At 68.3% G+C, this 18,930-nt stretch carries 14 protein-coding genes and 1 pseudogene; 12 read left to right on the forward strand and 3 right to left on the reverse strand.

Features of this window, described 5'->3' with window-relative positions; all coding sequences use genetic code 11:
• Nucleotides 1–22 precede the first annotated feature (22 nt).
• The 5 genes and pseudogenes from ACLARN_RS15705 to ACLARN_RS15725 all read left to right on the forward strand — a co-directional run bounded on the left by ACLARN_RS15705 (nt 23) and on the right by ACLARN_RS15725 (nt 5,660).
• On the forward strand, nt 23–1,036 hold the full coding sequence (locus tag ACLARN_RS15705; RefSeq protein WP_409492126.1) for a DUF4073 domain-containing protein: 1,014 nt from the start codon (nt 23–25) through the stop codon (nt 1,034–1,036).
• Between the two features lie 318 nt (nt 1,037–1,354).
• A pseudogene (locus tag ACLARN_RS15710) lies at nt 1,355–1,880 on the forward strand (DUF664 domain-containing protein).
• Nucleotides 1,881–2,074: 194 nt separating this feature from the next.
• The gene (locus tag ACLARN_RS15715) at nt 2,075–2,968 is read left to right on the forward strand and encodes a LysR family transcriptional regulator (protein WP_409492127.1); all 894 of its coding nucleotides are present in this window, start codon (nt 2,075–2,077) and stop codon (nt 2,966–2,968) included.
• Between the two features lie 106 nt (nt 2,969–3,074).
• On the forward strand, nt 3,075–3,605 hold the full coding sequence (locus ACLARN_RS15720) for a hypothetical protein (protein WP_409492128.1): 531 nt from the start codon (nt 3,075–3,077) through the stop codon (nt 3,603–3,605).
• A 6-nt stretch (nt 3,606–3,611) separates the two neighbouring features.
• Nucleotides 3,612–5,660 carry an FGLLP motif-containing membrane protein gene (locus tag ACLARN_RS15725; RefSeq protein ID WP_409492129.1) on the forward strand — a complete coding sequence of 683 codons (2,049 nt, stop codon included), beginning with the start codon at nt 3,612–3,614 and terminating at the stop codon, nt 5,658–5,660.
• Here the strand turns inward: ACLARN_RS15725 and ACLARN_RS15730 are convergent.
• Nucleotides 5,637–8,888 (reverse strand): CHAT domain-containing protein, encoded by a 3,252-nt coding sequence (locus tag ACLARN_RS15730; protein WP_409492130.1) that lies wholly within the window; start codon nt 8,886–8,888, stop codon nt 5,637–5,639. The two genes, ACLARN_RS15725 and ACLARN_RS15730, sit on opposite strands and share 24 nt — an antisense overlap.
• Nucleotides 8,889–8,961: 73 nt before the next feature.
• On the opposite strand from ACLARN_RS15730, the gene ACLARN_RS15735 reads away from it, so the two are divergent.
• The 3 genes from ACLARN_RS15735 (at nt 8,962) to ACLARN_RS15745 (ending at nt 11,528) form a co-directional block, all read left to right on the forward strand.
• Nucleotides 8,962–9,312, forward strand: a complete 351-nt coding sequence (locus tag ACLARN_RS15735) for a hypothetical protein (protein WP_409492131.1) — start codon at nt 8,962–8,964, stop codon at nt 9,310–9,312.
• Nucleotides 9,309–10,202: a hypothetical protein gene (locus tag ACLARN_RS15740; RefSeq protein ID WP_409492132.1), complete on the forward strand. Its 894-nt coding sequence runs from the start codon at nt 9,309–9,311 to the stop codon at nt 10,200–10,202. The genes ACLARN_RS15735 and ACLARN_RS15740 overlap by 4 nt, the downstream gene beginning before the upstream one ends.
• An 81-nt stretch (nt 10,203–10,283) precedes the next feature.
• Nucleotides 10,284–11,528: an acetyl-CoA hydrolase/transferase family protein gene (locus tag ACLARN_RS15745; RefSeq protein WP_409492133.1), complete on the forward strand. Its 1,245-nt coding sequence runs from the start codon at nt 10,284–10,286 to the stop codon at nt 11,526–11,528.
• A gap of 2 nt (nt 11,529–11,530) precedes the next feature.
• On the opposite strand, the gene ACLARN_RS15750 is transcribed toward ACLARN_RS15745, so the two are convergent.
• Complete coding sequence (locus ACLARN_RS15750; protein ID WP_409492134.1) at nt 11,531–13,168, reverse strand: WXG100 family type VII secretion target; 1,638 nt, start codon at nt 13,166–13,168, stop codon at nt 11,531–11,533.
• Nucleotides 13,169–13,237: 69 nt separating this feature from the next.
• The gene (locus ACLARN_RS15755) at nt 13,238–14,080 is read right to left on the reverse strand and encodes a hypothetical protein (protein WP_409492135.1); all 843 of its coding nucleotides are present in this window, start codon (nt 14,078–14,080) and stop codon (nt 13,238–13,240) included.
• Nucleotides 14,081–14,198: 118 nt separating this feature from the next.
• Between ACLARN_RS15755 and ACLARN_RS15760 the strand changes: the two genes are divergently transcribed.
• From ACLARN_RS15760 to ACLARN_RS15775, 4 genes are all read left to right on the forward strand, one after another.
• Complete coding sequence (locus ACLARN_RS15760) at nt 14,199–15,476, forward strand: threonine/serine exporter family protein (protein WP_409492136.1); 1,278 nt, start codon at nt 14,199–14,201, stop codon at nt 15,474–15,476.
• 314 nt (nt 15,477–15,790) lie between these two features.
• The gene (locus ACLARN_RS15765) at nt 15,791–17,005 is read left to right on the forward strand and encodes an MFS transporter (RefSeq protein ID WP_409492137.1); all 1,215 of its coding nucleotides are present in this window, start codon (nt 15,791–15,793) and stop codon (nt 17,003–17,005) included.
• Nucleotides 17,002–18,147 carry an ROK family protein gene (locus tag ACLARN_RS15770; protein ID WP_409492138.1) on the forward strand — a complete coding sequence of 382 codons (1,146 nt, stop codon included), beginning with the start codon at nt 17,002–17,004 and terminating at the stop codon, nt 18,145–18,147. Before ACLARN_RS15765 ends, ACLARN_RS15770 begins: the two co-directional genes overlap by 4 nt.
• Entirely contained in the window at nt 18,144–18,875 is a 732-nt protein-coding gene (locus ACLARN_RS15775; protein WP_409492139.1) for an SDR family NAD(P)-dependent oxidoreductase, read from the forward strand. Before ACLARN_RS15770 ends, ACLARN_RS15775 begins: the two co-directional genes overlap by 4 nt.
• Nucleotides 18,876–18,930: the final 55 nt, after the last annotated feature.

Genomic DNA, 18,930 nt, shown 5'->3' on the forward strand with positions numbered 1-18,930 from the left:
GTAGCTGAAATGTGGGTGTCTGATGGATCGCAGGTCGTTCATGCTGGCCACGGGTGGTGCGGTGGCCGCGACCACCGCACTCGGCGTCCCTGCGGAGGCGGCACCCGGCCGGGACCCGTTCGGCCAGGCCGTCCGGTTTAACATCATCAGCGATATCCAGGGCGACCTGGCCGATTTCGGCAAGGCCCTGGACGACATCAACGTCATCAACCCGCGTAGCGCCGGGCTCGGCGTGGCGGGGGACATCACCCCGCGCGGCTACGACTTCGAGTACGCCCAGGTGCGATCGACGCTGGACAAGCACCCGCACCCGAGGAAAGTGGCCTGGGCCATCGGCAACCACGAGTTCTATGTGCCGAAGTGGCGGGACCCGGACACGCTCGCGCAGGAGACCTGGCCCAACGGCACCACCGAGGACTCGCTGTTCCGCAGCTTCTACAACTTCGCCCGGCGCAACACGGTCTACTCGGAGACCTCGTTCGACGGGGTGCCGGTGCTGTGCCTGGGCACCGAGCGCTACGCCAAGTACCACGACCCCAAGCTGTGGGACGAGGTGTGGATCAGCGACCGGCAATTCACTTGGCTGGAACAGCGGCTGGCGTACTGGGACCGGTGGCGCAAGCCGGTGATGGTGCTGACCCATCACCCGCTGCCGAACACCGTGTCCGGCACCCGCAACAAGCTCTACCTCAACGACTATCTTCAGGCCGACAGGCTGCTCTCGGTACTCGGCAAGTACCGGGACGTGTTCCTGTTCTCCGGGCACACCCACTGGGACCTCACCCTGTCCGACTGGGTGACCCGCCGGGTCGTTCCGGGCAGCGGCAACCTCGAAGGCTTCACCGTGGTCAACACCGGCGCCGTGCAGACCGGCTGGGTGGACGACGGCAAGGGCGGCGAGGTTTCCCTGGGCGGCAGCTTCAACCAGGGCCTCCAGGTCGAGGTGTCCCACCGCTCCGTGGTGATCAAAGCCCGCGACTTCACCACCGGCACCTGGCTCAAGCAAATCACGGTGCCACTGCGAGACAGCCTCTGATCATCACGATGACGGCTACCTGGCTTCATGTCGACGTCGACAAGTCCAGCTGAGCGGATCTCGAGCGCCTCGATCACGGCAGTCGGTACCGACGAAATCCTGGCGTGCGCTTATTGAGGGGTGTGTGGAAATAGGGACGTTGAGTGTCCCTATTTCCACACACCCCCTTCTGGATCTGGTGGTCACAGGCACTGTGTGGATTTTGGGTCATCTAACGTCCCAAAATCCACACAGTGAGGGACGCTGGCATCGCGCCCGAACACGACACCTTTGCCTTCCTGCTCAATAGTGTCGGTGGTCGGGGCTAGCGTCGGCCGCATGGACCCACACAGTGCTTTGGCGTCTGACCTGCGTCATTACCTTCAACGATCTCGGGAGAGTGTTCTCGGTTCTCTGGACGGGTTGTCCGAGTACGACGTCCGCCGGCCGATGACGTCCACGGGCACCAATCTGCTCGGGCTGGTCAAGCACCTCGCTGGTATCGAGTTCGGTTATCTGGGCGACTGCGTTTCCCGTCCCTCAGCTGTGCGGTTGCCGTGGGTCGAGGAAGCACTCCGATCAGTCGATCGATCAGCTCGGGTTGGCTGCCCCGGCGTATGTCGAGTGGTGGCCCGAGGATCGGCGAAAGACCACCCTTGGCTCCTTGCTCACCCGCGTCGTCGCCGACACCGCGCAGCATGCGGGACATGCCGACATCCTCCGCGAGATGATCGACGGGCGAGCAGGAGCTGACCACGAAGATATCGGCGATGCCGCCTGGTGGGATCGCCACAATGAGCGAGTCCAGCGGGCCGCGGACAGTCACCGGCAGACGTCTGCCGACTCGCCGCTCCTCGGTAACTGACGCGATCTCCCGGTAAACGAGTGTGACACATTTTCCGTCGGCTGCGACGGTCGGTGAATGCCATGGCCGGAATGTGCTGCGCAAATTCGCCTCCGTCTGGATTTCCTTTTTCCGGGTTTCATCCTGCTGGCCGTGTCCTTGCACCACGTCTTTGCGGAATGGTTGACGCGCGCGTCGAACGCAGGAGGGGGAGCATGGAGCTGCGTCATTTCCGGTACTTCGCGGCCGTCGCCGAGCAGGGTGGGTTCACCAAGGCCGCAGCCATGCTGTTCGTGTCGCAGCCGACCTTGAGTCAGCAGATCCGCGCGCTGGAGCGGGAACTCGGCGTGCCGTTGTTCCTGCGTGCCCCGGACGGAGTTCGGCTGACCGCCGCAGGAGAAGTCTTCTACGGGCACGCCGTGTCGGTGCTGCGGATGGTTGACGAGGCCGCCCGCGCGACGCGACGCGCCGGGGCTGAGCCGAGTGTGCTGCGGATCGGGTGGAGCCCGCCGATCCCGCGTGCGCTGCACGTGCCGATCGCGACGGCGTTCTCGGCGGCCCACCCCCACGTGCGGCTGTCGTGGCAGGAGACCAGCCTGCCCGATCAGGAACGACCACTGCTCGACGACGAGGTCGACGTCGCGCTGCTACGGCTGCCGGTGGACACCGAGCGGGTGCTGTGGGAGCCCATCGTCGACGAGCCCTGCGGCCTGGCGGTTCCTGCCGGACACCGGTTGTGGGAGCTCGATGCCGTCGACGTCGCCGACGTGCTCGACGAGCCGATGCCGAACGTCGGGGACGCCGTGCCCGAGTCGATGAAACGGTGGTGGCTGCTGCCCGAATCGCGCAACGGCGAGTACCCGGAGGCGGTGGGGGAGCCGGTGACGACCGTGACGGAGCTGGCGCTGTCCGTCGTACTGAACGGCGTCGTCTGCCCGGCTCCGTACCTGTATGTCAAAACCGCTGCCGTGCACGGGTTCCGCGCCTTGGAGTTGCGCGACGGCCCGTGCTCGTCCACGGGTATCGCTCGGCGGCGGGACGACCGGCGCTCGCTGCCGCGGCGGTTCTGCGAGCTGGCGGCCCGGGTCGCGGCCGAACTGCCGTTATAGCCCTGGCCGATCGCCGCATAGGCACCACGACTTCGACGGGTGCCGGTGTGCGGCCCGATCCTCGGAACACCTCGAGTAACGACTTCACGACGGGAGTTCACCGACCATGACCGGAATCCGGCACACCGCGCTGATCGCGGCGATGGTGGCCACGCTCGCCCTGCTCCAGCCGGCGGCCGCCCACGCTGGTACGGAGCTGTCCCAGAGGCTGTGCCAGAGCAACCAGATCGGCACTCTCCGGGACACGAACCTGACGATTCTGAACGGGCAGCCGGTGAGCTACGGCTACCGGGACTCGACGATCATCGGCCCCGGCGTCCCTCTCCGGGACGGTGATGTCGTGCGGATCCGGGCGGGCGGTTCGATCAAGATCGACTCGTGGCCGTGGGGCCCGTCCTACTCGCCGGCGGGCCATCCGACCGAGCGCATGAGGACGTTCTGGGGCGGGATCTCGGCGCCGTCGTTCGGCCTCTACGGATTCTTCAACTCGACGGGGACCGCGTTCCCGATCGGGGGTGACAGCGGGTGCGTGGTCTACCGCGGGCCGCAGACCTGGCTTTGGCTGGCGCAGAACGACGACAGGACCGTCGACAACAGTGGGCGGTGGGACATCACTGTCCGGATCTGGACCTTCTAACACGCCATGAAACGCACTCTGGTGCTGCTGGTCGCCGGGCTGGGTGTCTTCCTGAGCCTGGCCGCGGCGCCACCGGCGGCGGTGGACGATCAGTTCGTCTACTCCAGCGGCCAGGCGGCCGACGGCTGGTTCACGGTCGACGTCCTGGCCAACGACACCCTGCGGGGCACTCAGGTCCGAGCGGTCGAGCTGGTGTCCGGTCCGACGGACGGCGTGGTGGAGCCGACCACGCGTCCGGTCGGATTCCGCTGGCGCAGGGGGTCTGCGCTGACCGCGCGGTGGAGCTACCGGATCGTCGACACGGCGGGGACTCGGAGCAACACCGCGGTGGTGTCCGTGGGTGTGCGGCTCGGTCCGCTGCCGCGTGATGACAGCTACCAGGCGACGTCGGGCGTGCTGTTGAAGGTCTCCGCGCCCGGCGTGCTGGCAGGCGACAGCCACCCCGCAGGAGAACGACTGACGGCGGAAGCAAAGGCGGGCAACGGTTTCACGGCGCGAGGTGGCCGGATCGTCCTGAAGCCGGACGGCTCGTTCGACTACGCGCCGCCGCTCGACTTCACCGGAACGGACTCCTTCGGCTATCGGGCGGTGGATCCGCAGAACGACGCGGCCGAGGCGACTGTGACCATCGCGGTCCAGCCGAGGGAAACCGTGCCCACGCACATGCACACGCACACCCCTTCGCCGACCGGCGACCAGCCGTCAGGCAAACCTGAGGTCACCGTGCACCTGCGCGGCTATCCGGCGGCCTGCCGGGCCGGTCCCATCCTCATCGGTGGCAGGGGACTGGACACCTGGCTGGACGAAGCGCGGCAGGGGCGTAGCGGAGCGGCCGAATGGGAGTTCATCGATCTGCACGCGTTCATCCCGGCCGGGATGGCCGCGGGCGACCGCACCGTGGAGTTCCGGTGCGCCGGGACCACTTATCGCGCGGGCACCATGAGGCTGCCGACCGGCCCCGGCCTGACGACCTTCGAACTGACCTGGAAACCGGCCGCCGCCACGACCGACCGGCAAGCCACGGAGACACCTGCCCCGCCGGAACCGCCCCCGAGACCGCCGGAGCCGCGCGGACCCGGGATCATCGACATTCCCGTCCTGAGCGAAATCAAGACCGATCTGCGGTCGCTGGCGGAGAGCCTGGTGGAGTCGGCGGCGATCATCGCCGTCGTTCTGCTGCTGGAGGCGGCGTTCCCGGCGGACCTGGTCAACAAGATCATCGAATTCCTCCGGACCCCGAAAGTCAGAGAACGGCTGGAAACGGCGACACCTCGCACTCCCGGATGGGTGCGGACGCTCGGCTACGCGGCACTCGGCGGGGCGCTGCTGGTCTGGGCGGACGCGGAGATCAAGGCCGCCACCTGGGACTGGGGCGCCGTCCTGCTGAAAGCGGCGGTAGGAGCGATTTCCCTGGTGCTGGTCGTTTCCGCCTATGAGAAACCCAAGGACACCCTGCTCAACACCAGCCGCGGACGCGGGTACCTGCGCGCGATCTGGCTGGGGTTCCTCGTCGCGGCGACCCTGGCCACCCTGTCCCGTTTCCTCGGCTCGCCCGTGCCCTATGTCTACGGACTGGTCGTTACCTTCATCGCGGTTGGAGCGGCGTCGAAACACGCGCAAGGACGGGCGACCTTGGGTGGCGGCATTGCCGTCCTCGCGACCTGTGTCGGGCTCTGGGCGGCTTTCGCTCCCGTCGTCATCGCCGGGCGGGAGGCCGGTCCGAAGTCGCCGGCCTACGAAGGCGCTTTCGCGATCTGCGTCGTCTTGGCCGCGGGCATCCAGGTGGTCGTCTTCGGGCTGCTCCCGATCAAACCGCTGGACGGGTACGCGCTGAAGGACTGGAGCAAGGTCGCGTGGTGGGCGCTGTACGCTCCCGCGGTTTTCTTCTATGTCCACGTGGTTCTCAAAAGCGTGCACCCGGCCGTCGATGGGGATCCCTCCGACGAGAAGATCTTCGTGGCGTCGTGCCTGTTCGTGCTGGCGGGTGGGGCGAGTTTCCTCCTGCGCCGTCGGGTCCTGAATTCACACGGTTCAGGGGCCGTTGTGGATGAGTGAAGCCCACAAATCCGGGCGATCGGGACGCGTGGCGCGCAGTTCGAGTGTGGCTCGCCGGACCGCGACGGCCGCGGCGTCGGCAGAGGGTGTCCCGTCGAGATGCCGGTAGATCTCGCGTGCGGTGGCGGCCGCGATGTCGTCGGCGATCGGCCACAGGGTGGCGATGACGTGGCGGAAGCCTGCCATCTGGAAGGCCGACGCCAGGTGCAACGATTCGTCGGCCTGAGTGACGCCCGGGTTCGCGGTCGAGCAAGCGGACAGGTAGGCCAGCTCGGCGTCGGCCAGCCGCAGCCCGCTGATTTCGGACAGCGACAGGATTTCGTCGTGGAGCTGGATTCCGCTACGGGAAGGTACGAGTAGATCGGCGTCGGCGTGACAGGCGAAATGTGCCCACGTCGCTTCGCGCAGTGCGGCGAGCACGGTATCGGCCGTGGCGTGCTCGCCGATCAACAGCGGCAGGTCGGGATGGGCGGCGTGCAGCTGCTCGGCTTCGCTGACGGTGGCAGGCAGCGACGTCGAGCCAGGGGCGTCGCGGACGGCGACGGTCAGCTGCCTGCGTTCGGTCGCGGGCGGACGGGAACGGGCGTGGGCCAACGTGCCAAGGGTCGCTGTGTAGGAGGAGATCACGGTGTCCAGTGCGCCCGGTGCGCCCGGATGACCGGCGGCGTGCCACGGGAACAGGCCGAGCAGATCGGTCGGCAGCCACCACACCCGACGGGTGGCGGGCAGGGCGTCCAAGATCGGGCCGACGGCGACGTCCCACAGCCAGCCGACGATTTCCGGAATGACCCGCCGTTGGTGCAGTGCGGCGGCGAACCCGCGTTGCTGGTTGACGTCGATCAGCTGCTGAACCCGCTCGTGAAGCCGGTCGCCACCGAGATCGGGCAGCGGGACGAGGAGCGGATCGCCGGTGGCCGTGACGATGATCGCTTCACCCTGGCGGAGATTCGTGTTGACCAGGACCACCGCACCGTCGCCCGCCGCCACCCGCAGTTCGGGAAACGACGGCGCTCTGGCAGTGCCGACACCCGCGTCGCGCTCGGCGGTCAGCAGGATGCCCCGGCTGAGCTCGGCTACCTCGACGGCGCCGGCCGGGTCGCCGATCGCGCAGTGCGCGGCGATACTTTCCCGCACCAGTCCCGTGTACTGGCCCACCCGGAATTCGCGGTCGCGCCAATTCGTGCTCGACGGCGGGACCGATGACAACAGCGCGGCGGCCGTGTCCAGCAGCGCCGCGGCGCGGACATGGTCGCCGAGCACCGTCGCCACGCGGCCTGCCACGTGATAGGAGCGCACCTGCTGCGTCGTCGACGCCGTGGCAGCCGAGCCGACGATCACGTCGATGAGAGGGCCGAGCCGGTCCTCGTTCACCGGCCGACCCGTGGTGGTGGCGAACTGGTGGTGTGCTTGGCCGAGATTCGCGGACACCAGCGCCAGCATGGGATGGCCGTGCGGCAGGTAACCCAGCGCCTGTTCCTGAAATTCGATACCGCGTCGCATGTCCGCCGCGTCACCGGAATGCTGGGCCCGGAGCTGGTAGACGGTGTTCAGTTCGGACAAGTGGCGATAGCGGTCGGGATGATCGGCGGGCAGTGTGTCCTGCGCCAGGTGGGCGAGTTCGATCGCCCGGTTCAGATCGGCGATGTCGCGGTGGTGTTTGAAGTGGTCCCGGTAGGTGGCGCTCACCGTCCGGATGGTGACGACCCGGGTCGGATCGTCGGCGGGGATGGCGGCGAGCGCCTGCTCGCCCAGATCGATGGCGTGCCTCCGGTCGGCGGACGCCTCGGTGTGTTCCGCTCGGCTCCGATAGGCGACGCAGAGATTCGACAAGGACGTGACGCGGGCCGGATGACCGTCCGGCAGCAGCGAGAGTGCTTCTTCGTCGACGTCGATGGCTTGCTGGAGATCCGAAAGCAAGCCGGTGTGCTCGTAAAGTCGTTGCAGCGCTGGGCTGAGATTGGCGAGTGCACTCGCCTGGTCCGGCGACCCCGCCGGACTCGTCGCTACGGCCAGCCGTCCGTAGTCGATCGCGCGCCGTAGCTGGGCCGGATCCTGAGTCGCCTCGTATAGGTGACGGCAGGCCAGGTTGAGCATCGACGCGGGCACGGCACGACGCGCGTCGCCGTCCGGCAGCAGCGCCAACGCTTGTTCGCCCGACTCGATGGCACGACGCACATCTGCGACCTCACCGAGACGCTGGTATCGCTCGCGATACATCACGCATAGGTCGGTCAGCGGTTTGGGCAGGCCGGGTCTCGTCGCGTGTGCCCGCTCCTCGAAGTCGATCGCGCGATGCAGGTCAGCGACGTCGCCCAAACGCTCGTACCGGCGGAAATGGATCGCGCCGACCTCGGACAGACAGCCTGCGTGCTCCGGAGTTCCAGCGGGGGCGAGGGCCAACGCCCGCTCGGCACAGTCGATCGCGATGTTCAGGTCGGCGACGTCGCCGGTTCTCGCCGATCGTTCGGCATAGGTGTCAGCGAGATTGGACAAGCACGCCGCGCGCTGCGGATCGTCGGCGGAGAACATGGTCAGCGCCTGCGTGGTGAGTTCGATCGAGCGGGCCAGATCCGGCATCGCCTCGGCTCGCCCGTACCGGGCTTGATACGCCACTCCGAGATTCGTGAGGATCCCCGGGAGTTCAGGGTGTTCCGCGGGGAGGACCCGGATCGCGTGCTCACCGGTTTCGATGGCTCGCTTCAGATCGTCGAGATGCCGAGTGCGCCGGTAGCGCCACTGGTGGCCGATCAGGAGCATCGCGATTCGGGTACCGGCGCGAGGATTGTCGGCCGACGTCACGGCGACCGCTGCCCCCAGCAGGAGGATTCCGGCGTCGATCAGATACGGATCGGGCGTGCGTGAGGCGGCACGCAGCAGGTCGCAGCCGACCTTGTCCTGGACAGTCGCGTCGGCCATCGGGCCGATGAGCGCCCGCAGTGGCTCGGGTACCGCGGCCGGGTTGTCCGCCACTCGTCCGAAGAAAGCAATCGCCCGTGCGAGTTCCGTGTTCCTGGTATCCGTGGCAAGGGCGGACCAGCGGAAGAAATGCAGCCAGCCGAGCACGAGGCATGCGTCCGTCCGGCGGGCATCCGTGTCGGAGAGGGCGAGCGGCGTCAAGTCGTCCGCATCGGCGGTGGTCTCCGTCGCGAACAGCGGATCCGGCCTGCCTGATCGCTGAAATTCGGCCAGCCGATCGGACATTCGAGCCAGCGCTTCATAGGATGCCACCAGTCGATACCGTACCCAATCGGGCTGTCGGCGGCCAGACGGTCGAGGGCGGGGAAGAGGGGGACGAAACCGGATGGATGACGCCGAACGGCAAGTGCTGGCGCACTTCTGCCTCGATCTGCCGTATCTGCGTGCCGAGGTCGCGCGGCTCGACGAGACGAAGCACGGGCAGCTGACCCGGATAGAGCGGGCCGCGGCCGAAGGCAGGCCGATTTCCGGCTTGCTCAACCGATATTTCGGCATCGACCCGGCCACCGGGAACCGGTCTCTGCACGGCGGGCTGCCCGGTGGCGGCACCGGCCGGGCACACGAGGAACTGTTCGGATGCCCGCACGGTCATTGTTCGCGCGAGGAACGGCCGGTACCCGCCGGGCCGGTGCCCCGATGTCAGGTCACCGATTCGGCGATGAAGCGTCTTCGATGAACGACTTCTTCAAGGAACTCGCGAAAACACTCGCGCAACGGTGGGTCGGCCTGCTGCTCGTACCCGGTGCGCTGTTCGTCGTCGGCGCACTCGTCGGCGGCCGGCTGGGGCACGCACACGCGTTGGATCTGTCGATGGCGTCGCAGGCACTCACCGCGGCGACGACGTCCATCGCCGGCCGGACGGGCACCGTGCAGGCGGTCGTGCTCGTCGCGGTACTGCTCGCGTCGGCGGGTGTCGGTCTGGTGGTCCAGGCGATGACGGGTGTCACCCGGACGCTGTGGCTTGGCAGGTGGCCGGGAGCGTTCCTGACGGCTCGACGGATCCGAAAGTGGGAGAAACGCTTACGCCGCCGCCAGGAACTGGAGGCCGCTCAGCCGGCGGATACCCGAAGCGCCTCGGCGCAGCACAAGATCGATCGTGCCGCGGCGCGGACGAACGCGGTCGCGATGGCGCGACCAGGCAGGTCGACCTGGATGGGTGACCGGATCCATGCCGTGGAAGGGATCGCCGCCGCGCGGTACGGCCTGGATCTGCCTTTCGCGTGGCCGCGGTTCTGGCTCACCATTCCGGACACCGCACGAGCCGAGATCACCGCCGCGAACGGGGCGTTCGCGGCCGCGGTCACCGTCGCCAGCTGGGCCTGGCCCGCGCTGCTGCTCGGCGTGCTGTGGTGGCCCGCGATCGTGGTGGCGTTGATCGTCGGCACGACGGGTTGGGTGCGCGGCCGGGCCGCGATCACCGACTTGACGTCACTCGCCGAGTCGACGCTCGACCTGTACGGCTGCGAGCTGGCGGCCGCGGTCGGAGTCGAGACCCAGCGATCGACCGGGCCGATGGAGGTCGACGAGGGCGCGCGGGTGACCGCGATCTTCCGCAAGGGCCGCTGACGTGTCTGGACACCGCTCAAGCACGTGTGGCGTCCACCTCGGGTACCGGCCGGAGTGCGAGGGCTGGGGCATGATCGGCTCATGCGTGTCTTGTCGGAGAGTCAGCTCGGTGCCGTCCTGGCGGGCGTTCCCGCGTCGCAGCCCCGGGTGGTGGTGAGCGGGAACTTCGCCACGCCGATGCGGGCGCTGAAGGTGCTGGACACGGCACTGGCGGAGTATCGGTTGTTCGCGTTGAACGCGCAGGCCGGGATGCCGGACCGCGAGGGCGTGTTGCTGGAGACGCCGTTCGTGGGTGCGGGGATGCGCGGCCGCGCCGGGCTGCGGTACTTCCCGTCCCGGCTGTCGCTGGTGCCGCAGCTGCTCAAGCACGCGCTGCCGCCGGACGTCGTCCTGCTGCACACCTCGGTTCCGGTGGACGGCGTGGTGTCGCTGGGCACGGAGGTGAATATCCTGCCCGCGGCCGTCGAGGCGGTGCGGGCCCGGGGCGGCCTGGTGATCGCGCAGCTCAACCCCAACATGCCGTTCACCTACGGCGACGGCGTCCTGCCGCTCGGGGAGATCGATTACGCGCTGGAGGCGGAGGAGCCGCTCCTGTCGCCGGTGCCGCGGCCGGTGGGGGACACGGCGCGGACCATCGGTGAGCGGGTGGCCGGACTGGTCGCGGACGGCGCGACCCTGCAACTGGGCATCGGCGGGATCCCGGACGCCACCCTGGCCGCGGTGACCGGACGGCGCGGACTCGCGATCTGGTCGGAGATGTTCAGCGACGGCGTGCTCGCGCTCGACCGCGCAGGGGCGCTCGATCCGGCGGAACCGGTGACGGCGTCGTTCGTGTTCGGCAGTGCCGAGCTGTACCGGTGGCTCGACCGCAATCCGCGGATCCGGCTGCTGCGCACGGAAAAGACGAACGATCCCGCCGTGATCGCTCGGCAGCGCGGTCTGGTCTCGGTGAACAGTGCCCTCGAGGTGGACCTGTTCGCGCAGGCCAACGCGAGCCGGGTGCGAGGGGCGATCTACTCGGGATTCGGCGGGCAGACCGACTTCGTGGTCGGGGCGTTGCATTCACCCGGCGGCCGGGCGATCATCGCGCTGCCGTCCTGGCATCCGAAGGCCGACGTCTCGACGGTCGTGCCCCGGCTGGCCGGACCGGTGACGTCGTTCCAGCACAGTTTCCTGGTCAGCGAACACGGCGTCGCGACCATCTGGGGCAACGACGCGAGTGAACAGGCGCAGCAGATCATCGACCACGTCGCGCATCCGGCTGCCCGGGAAGAACTCGTGACGCGGGGCAGGGAGCTGGGGTTCACGTTGTCGCGCGGCGAGTAGCGTCAGGGGAGGACTTTTCCGAGTCTGTCCAATCCTTCGCTGATCCCGTCTTCGACGCGCCGGTACGTGTCGGCGCCGGTGACCAGACTGTCCGCGATGCCGCCGATCGTTTCCGCGCCCGCGGTCAGCCGATCGCCGGCCGCGGTGGTGTACTTGGTCAGCGCGTCGCTGAAGGTGGCGGCCGCGGGAACGTCGCCGAGCAGGTGCGACACCAGTTGCAGCCGTGACATCGTGCCTGCCGCGGCGCTCACCGTCGAGGTCGCCCCGTCCAAGACTCCTGCGGCGCAGACCAGTGAGTCGGGATCGGTTTCGTACCCGGCGTCCCCGGGGGAGAGCGCGCCGTCCGGGTCCAGGCCCAGTTCATCCAGCGAGATCCTGGTCAGCTCCGGCTCGTCCCACTTTTCGCCCGGGTTCTTCTGGTAGCCGTAGGCGCCGGATTCGTGCGCCAGCACGATTTCCCCGTCGATCTCGACGGCTTCCTCGACGCCGTGCGAGTCGTAGCCGTCTTCGTTGCCCGGCTCGCCGCCCTTCAGTTCGATTTCTTCGCGATCGTTGAAGTCGAACAGTTCCGGCGTCCGGTCCTGTCGGTAGAACTTGCCGCTGTGTCCATCGGAGGAGGAGAAGATGAACTCGTCGTCGCGCACCACGACACCCTGGACGTTGTTCGGTGTCTCGATCGGCTCCCCGGCTTTGTCCGGCTCGGGTGAGCCGTTCTTGCCGACGGGGACTTCGTAAAGCCGGTTGTTGGTGTAGTCACCCACGAAGAGCTTTCCCTGTGCGTAGGTGACATAGCTGTGGGCAGGTGTCGGAACCACGTCGACGGCGTCGATCGGCACGCCGCTGTCCTGTGCGGCATCGAGTTCGGCTTTGTCGTAGACGTACACGTAGCCGTTGGACGACACCCAGACGTGTTCGCCGTCCGTCGCGACGCCACCGGTGTGCGTGGGCGCGCCTACCTCGCCGTTGCCGTTGAGATAGACGTTCCCCACTTCTTTGCCGGTGTCGTAGTCGACGTAGGTCAGCCGGCTCGGCGTCAGCCCCGGACCGATCGGGTTGTCGCCCTTCCCGTCCCCGTCGCCGTCGTGATACGAGCCCACGAGCAGGTTTTCGCCGTCATAGGCCAGGCCCTGGGATGTCCACGGCTGTCCCGGATCGACGCCGCTGATGTGGGCGTTGCCGTCGTCGTCCCAGCCGCCGTCTGTCGTGGCTGCCAGCGCGTTCAGCTTGCTTTCGTAGGCGTGCTGGGCGACGGTCAGCGCCCGGACGGTCCGCATGGCGATTTCCGGCGCTTCGGCGAGATCGCTCAGGCCTAGCTTGCGCCACGGCCCGATGGCTGTCTCGGCTGACGTTCGCAGCGCGGAGTATGCCTTCGCCGCGTCTTTGACGGCTGACTCCGCAGTGTGGAGCTGTTCATACACCTCCCCGACGGCCCGCGAGGACTCTTTCGCCTTGCCGACGAACTCCGCCGCCGCCGTGCCGCGCCATGACCGCGCCGCCCGGAGAGCGCCGTCGGAGATCCTGTCCGCGACGGTCTGCAACGACGCCTTGGCGTCGGCGATGGTGGCGCCGACCTCGGCGATGCCCGCCGCGTCGCCCGAGGTGAGCTTGGCGTAGAGCGGTTCGGGATCAAGGAACGGCATGGCTCCTCCTCGAGCGAGTTCGCGTTCTGACGTCGGCAGGCGAACAACGGTTCCGGCGCTCACCTCACGTCATTTGGCCACGCGGACGGGTCCCTTGGCATGGGAGGCGTAGTGGGCGGTGACGACCGCGCCCGACATGGCCAGGATCAGGCCCGCGACCGTGAAGGTGGTGTAACCGTCACGTACGCGGTCGTCGAGGAAGACCAGGCCGATGACCGAGGACAACGCCGTGTTCGTGGTGAACATGATCGCGTTGACCGCCGTCGCACCGCTCTTTTGCAGGGCGAGGGCGAACGCGACCGCCGCGGCGAGGCCGTTGAGGATCATCGCCCACACGGCCGGTTCCACCAGCATCGCCCAGCCCGAGGACGGGAGCTCCAGGGTGCGCGCCGAGACGCCGACCATGCTGAAGCCGACTCCCGTCGCGAAGCCGAGCACCTGCGCGGCCCAGGGGCGGTCGAATCGCCTGAAGTACCAAGCGATCGCCCCGACGACCAACGCCATCGCGGGCAGGACCCAGCGCCACGCCGCCGGGAGCACCTTGGCCGGACCCGGCTGCGCCGACAAGCCCAGCAAGACCAGGCCGACCGCCCCGACTCCCAGCGCGGCCCAGCCCTGTGCCGCCAGCCGGGTGCCCATGAACGCGGAGATCATGGCCGTCACGCCGACACTGAACGCCAGCACCGACTGGACGAGGAACAGCGGCAGCCGATGCAACGCGGCCGCCGCGCAGGCGAAGCCGATCAGGTCGACGCCGATGCCCAGGAAGTAGATCCACTGGCGTCGCAGGTTCACCAGGTCCAGCGCGCTGCCGCCGTAAGCACCCGCGCGACGGACGCCGATCGACTCCAGCACCGAGCCGCCACCCGAGGCCAGCGCCGCCAGCAGCGCGAGGACATATCCGACGATCATCCCCGCAGTTTGTCAGCCACGCTCACCCCTCGATCATCGGACCACGATCGGGCGAAGCCATGGGCCGGCCCGCTCGGTATCGCGTCACTGGACCGGACGGGCCTTTACCGTGCCCGGCATGGTGGAGAACGAGCGTGCGCGGGCACGGCGTGAGCTTGCCTTCGCTCTCGACCTGGCGATGCAGATGTTTCGTCAGGGCATCGAGACCGAGGTCATCGTGCGCACCGTTCGACGGCTGGCACGAGCGGGCGGCATCGACGATCTGCGGATCTCGGTCGGCGTCCGGGCCATCCATCTTCAGTACTGCCCGAACGGACACGACGAGCCGGTGGTGCTGATGGGCAGCGTCGAGGCGAACGACACGCGTGACATCGGGCGGATCGGGGACCTGGAAGCGCTGGCGGTCCGTGCGGGCACCGGTGAGATTTCGCTCGCCGAGGCCGAACGCGCGGTCGGCAAGCTCGCCACGGCGGGCCCGACCTGGCCGTGGTATGTGAGCTTGCCCGGTGGTTGCCTGCTCGCGGCGATGATCTGCCTTCAGGCCAACGGCACCCCGCTCGCCGCGGCGATGTCGGCCGCGTTGTTCGTCCTCGCCAACCGGATCGGGTGGGCGCTGAGCACGGTCGGCATCGCGGAGTTCTTTCAGGTCGCGGCCAAAGCGAGCACCGTCCTCGTGGCCGCGATCTCGGTGCTGTCGCTCGGCTGGCTCGACGGGCACGAAGCCGCGAGCCTCTCGGCGGCCAACCTCGTGCTCCTGCTGCCGATCCTGTCGCTGGTGTCACTGGTGGAAGACGCCGTCGGCGACTTCCACTTGATGGCGGCCGCGCGCATCGTCACCGTCCTGCTCCTCACCGCGGCGATCGTCACCGGGGTCATGGTCGTGGTGTCGGTGGCCAACGATCTCGACATCCTCGGGGAGGCAGGCCGGGTCCAGCTCGCCGCGCTCCCTCTCGCTCTCGTGCCGGTGACGGCCCTGATCGGTTCGCTGGGCAACGCGATCCTGATGGGCACCCCCGCACGGTGGTGGCCGCTCGCCTGTGGCGCCGGTGTCGTCACGTCCCTGGTGAACTGGACGGGACACTCGATCCTCGGCTTGGCCGCCCCGCTGTCGATTCTTCTCGCGACCACGGTGCTCGGCGTCCTCGCCGGTACCGCGGCGCGGACACTGAGAGTGCCGACCGCCGTCATCACCATCCCCGGGCTGACCGGCGCCGTACTACCGGGACCCGCGATGTATTTGAGCCTGTCACAGGTTTTCGCTCAACTCCCCGGCTCCTGGAACGCCGTGGCCGAAGCGGTCGTCTCCACCGCCGCGATCGGTGTCGGCGTCGTGCTCGGCCTACAGGTCGCGGCGCTACGCCACACCGCGAACCACCGTGCCTCAGAGTTGAACTAGCGCCCCCACGTGTCGTCGTGCCGGAGCTGATGTCCGCAATGGGCTATTCGAGACGGTCACCGTCCCCAATTGCCCATTAGGGCAGCGGTAAACGGACCTCATTGCCTTGGGAGACAGCTGTTGGCTACTTTAGTGTTCGTCGCACATAAGTCGAAACGGCTGCTGTGCTCCATTCCCGGGGGAGGGAATCCGGTGGTGTCTGCCGTGGCGGACCATTCGTCGATCTCGCCGAGGCGAGCACGATTCGTGCGTAACTGCTAGTCGCGTTCGGCGAGTTCATCGACGGCTACGACCTGCTCGTCATCGGCGCGGCCGTGCTGTTCCTCAAGCCGTCGTTTCACCTCACCACGTTCCAGGTGGGGCTCGTGACCGCGGCCGCGTTCGTGGGCACAGCGCTGGGCCTGGTGGTGTTCGGCGATCTGACCGACAGGTTCGGCCGCCGGGCGATCTTCATGATCAACCTGGTGTTCTTCGTGGTGGCGTCCCTTGCCGCCGCGTTCGTTCAGGACGTGTGGCAACTGGTCGCGGCCAGGTTCGTGCTCGGTGTCGCGGTGGGCATGGACATCCCGACCTCGCACGCGTTCCTCACCGAGATCGCGCCCAAGTCCCGTCGAGGCCGGGTCGCGGGCAGCCTGCCCAACCTGATGTGGCTCAGTGGCGCCGTCACTTCGGTGTTGTTCGCGTTGGCGCTCCAGCCGTTGTTCGGCAACGAGACCTGGCGGTGGCTGTTCGGCCTGGCGGCGGTTCCCGCGGCCGCGGTGTTGGTGGCGAGGCAGTTCTTGCCGGAGTCGCCACGTTGGCTGCGTGCGCGTGGCCGCGTGGAAGAGGCGAAGCAGGTTTACGACTCGCTCGGGCTGGAACCGCCGAAGCACGAGGTCCTCGAGAAACGGAGCTACCGGACGTTGGTGTCCGGCGGGGCGTGGCGGCGCATGGTGACGGTCACGGCGTTCTTCGCCATCCAGGCATTCGGTGGCGCGGTGGCGACCGTGGCGGGACCGTTGATCATCAGCAGTACCGGCATCGGCGTGTCCAACACCCTGCACTTCTCCTTGCTGGGTTTCGTCGTGGGGTTGATCGCGGTGGGCCTCGGCACGCTGGTCATCGACCGGATCAACCGCCGTTGGCTGGGTGTGTGGACGTGTCTCGGGGTGTTCGTCGCCGGCTTGGGCATCGCGTTCACCGGCGAGCGGGCCGGTGTCGGCCTGGTGATCTTCTGGATCCTGTACGCCATGCTGACCTGGTTCGGCCCGGGAGTGTTGTCCTGGGTTTGGAGCACCGAGGCGTTCCCCACCGCGCTGCGAGGCCTCGGCTCCGGTATCGCTCAGTGCGTGACCCGGCTCGCGATCGCGCTCAACGTGTTCCTGGCGCCGATGCTGCTGCAAAGCCACGGCATAGCGGTTGTAGCGTGGTACGCCTGCGCGTTCCTGGTCAGCGCGTTGATCGTGCTGGCGTCGCCGTGGCTGGCCACCACCGGTGTCGAGCTCGAGGAAGTCAACGGCGTCGAGTCCGGGGAGTCAGCGCGAGAGTGAACCAGCCACGCCTCAGCGGAACCCGGCCGCGCCAGGCCCGGCAGGCCAACACGGCCGCCGTGCTCCAGTTGCTCGTCCAGCGCGGTCCGCTGGCCCGCAGCGACATCGCGAAGGAGCTGTCCCTCAACCACGGCAGCGTCAGCAGGATCATCGAGCCGTTGCTTTCCCTCGGAATCGTGCGGGAACTCGTCGAGCGGTCCACCGGATTCGGCAGGCCAAGGGTGCCGGTGGAGCTGGACCCGTCCAGCCGGTACGCGGTCGGCGTACACCTCGGCCTCGAACGGACCACCGTCGGTCTGACCGACCTGGCCGGTCATTGTGTGCGGACATATACCGAAGACCGCGATCCGGCGGACAGCGCGGCCACGGTGCGACGAGCCGCCGAACTGGCCGCCGAGATGACGGGCCACGCTCCCGGCCCGGTGCTGGGCATCGGCTTGGCCGTCGGCGGCGAGGTGGACCGCACGGCGGGCCGGGTCGCCCGTAACGACGTCCTGGGGTGGGTCGACGTCCAGGTCGCCGAACGGTTGCGCGAGCGGACCGGGCTCGAGGTCGTGGTGGACGCCAACGTGTGTGCGTTGCTGGGCGCCGAACTCACCTTCGGGGCAGGGCTGGGTCAGCACAGCGTGCTGTACCTGTTCGTCGGCAACGTCGCGGAGATGGGGTTCCTCGGCCGACCGGCGACAGGGCCGGACAGTGTCATCCAGGGCGACTTCGGTCGCATCCTCGTCCCCGCCCTCACCGGCGGCGGCCACGCGCGCTTCAGTGAGGTCGGGACCGACGTGGCGCTGCTGGCCGCGGCCCGATCCGCCGGGCTCGTGGTGACCTCGCTGGCCGAACTGATCCGCCTGGCGGACACGGATCCGGTCGCGATCGGGATCCTCGAGGCACGCAGCGCCCAGGTGGCTCAGGTGGCCGACACGGTGTACGACCTGATGCGGCCGCGCATGATCATCCTCGGAGGCAGCGGCGCGCCGTCAGGCCAATGGCTCGAAGCGGTGCGCGACAGAGTCGAGACGACCCCGCCGCGGTCGCTGGTTCTCCCACGTTCCGGCGACAACCCACTCGTCACCGCGGCGGCGGGACTCGTCGTGCGTGCCTTCTTCACCACCGGAACCGCGGCGGAAGGGGCGTGGTCATGAGTGGCGTGGTGGTACTCGGTGGCGCGGGTGGTATCGGCGCGGCCGTCGTACGTGCGCTGCTCGCGGAGGGGCGACAGGTCGCGGTGGTGGACATCGCGCCACCGCCACCGGAACAAGCCGGCCTGCGGTGGATCCGTGGCGACGCGACCGACCCTGCCGAGATCGGCGCCGCTTTCGACGCACTCGGCAGCGTGACCGGGCTGGTGCATTGCCTGCTGAGTGAGCATCGCGCTCCCCTTGCCGAGCAGACGACGGATGCGCTCCGCAGGGTGCTGGACATCGGCGCGGTGTCCGCGTTGGAACCGTTGCAGCAGCTGGCCGATCGTGCCGCGGGACGACCGTGCGCCGCGGTGCTGGTCAGTTCGATCCACGCGGGCCTTGCCTGGGGCGGGCAGGCGCCGTACGCGATGGCCAAGGCCGCGCTGGAGGCGCTGGGTCGCGCGGCCGCCGTGGAACTCGGACCGCGCGGGCTCCGATGCAACATCGTCCGGCCCGGATTCGTCATGGTGCCACGTAACGCGCATCGCTGGCAGGACGCGGCCACCCGCGACGCGCTGACCAAACTGCAGCCACTCGGCGAACTCGCTCAGCCGGACGACATCGCGCGTGTGGTCACCTTCCTGCTCGGTGATCAGGCCCGCTTCGTCTCCGGTGAGACCGTCACCGTGGACGGCGCGATGACCGCCGTCCTGCCCGAGCCTCAGCCACCGATCCGCGACGAGAGGTGATGGCTCTGCTGTCACCCGCCCGCGCGCAGAATCTGCGAGGTCGGTTCGTCACGTG

It is taken from the genome of Amycolatopsis sp. cmx-11-12, assembly GCF_046269425.1.
Lineage (GTDB): Bacteria > Actinomycetota > Actinomycetes > Mycobacteriales > Pseudonocardiaceae > Amycolatopsis.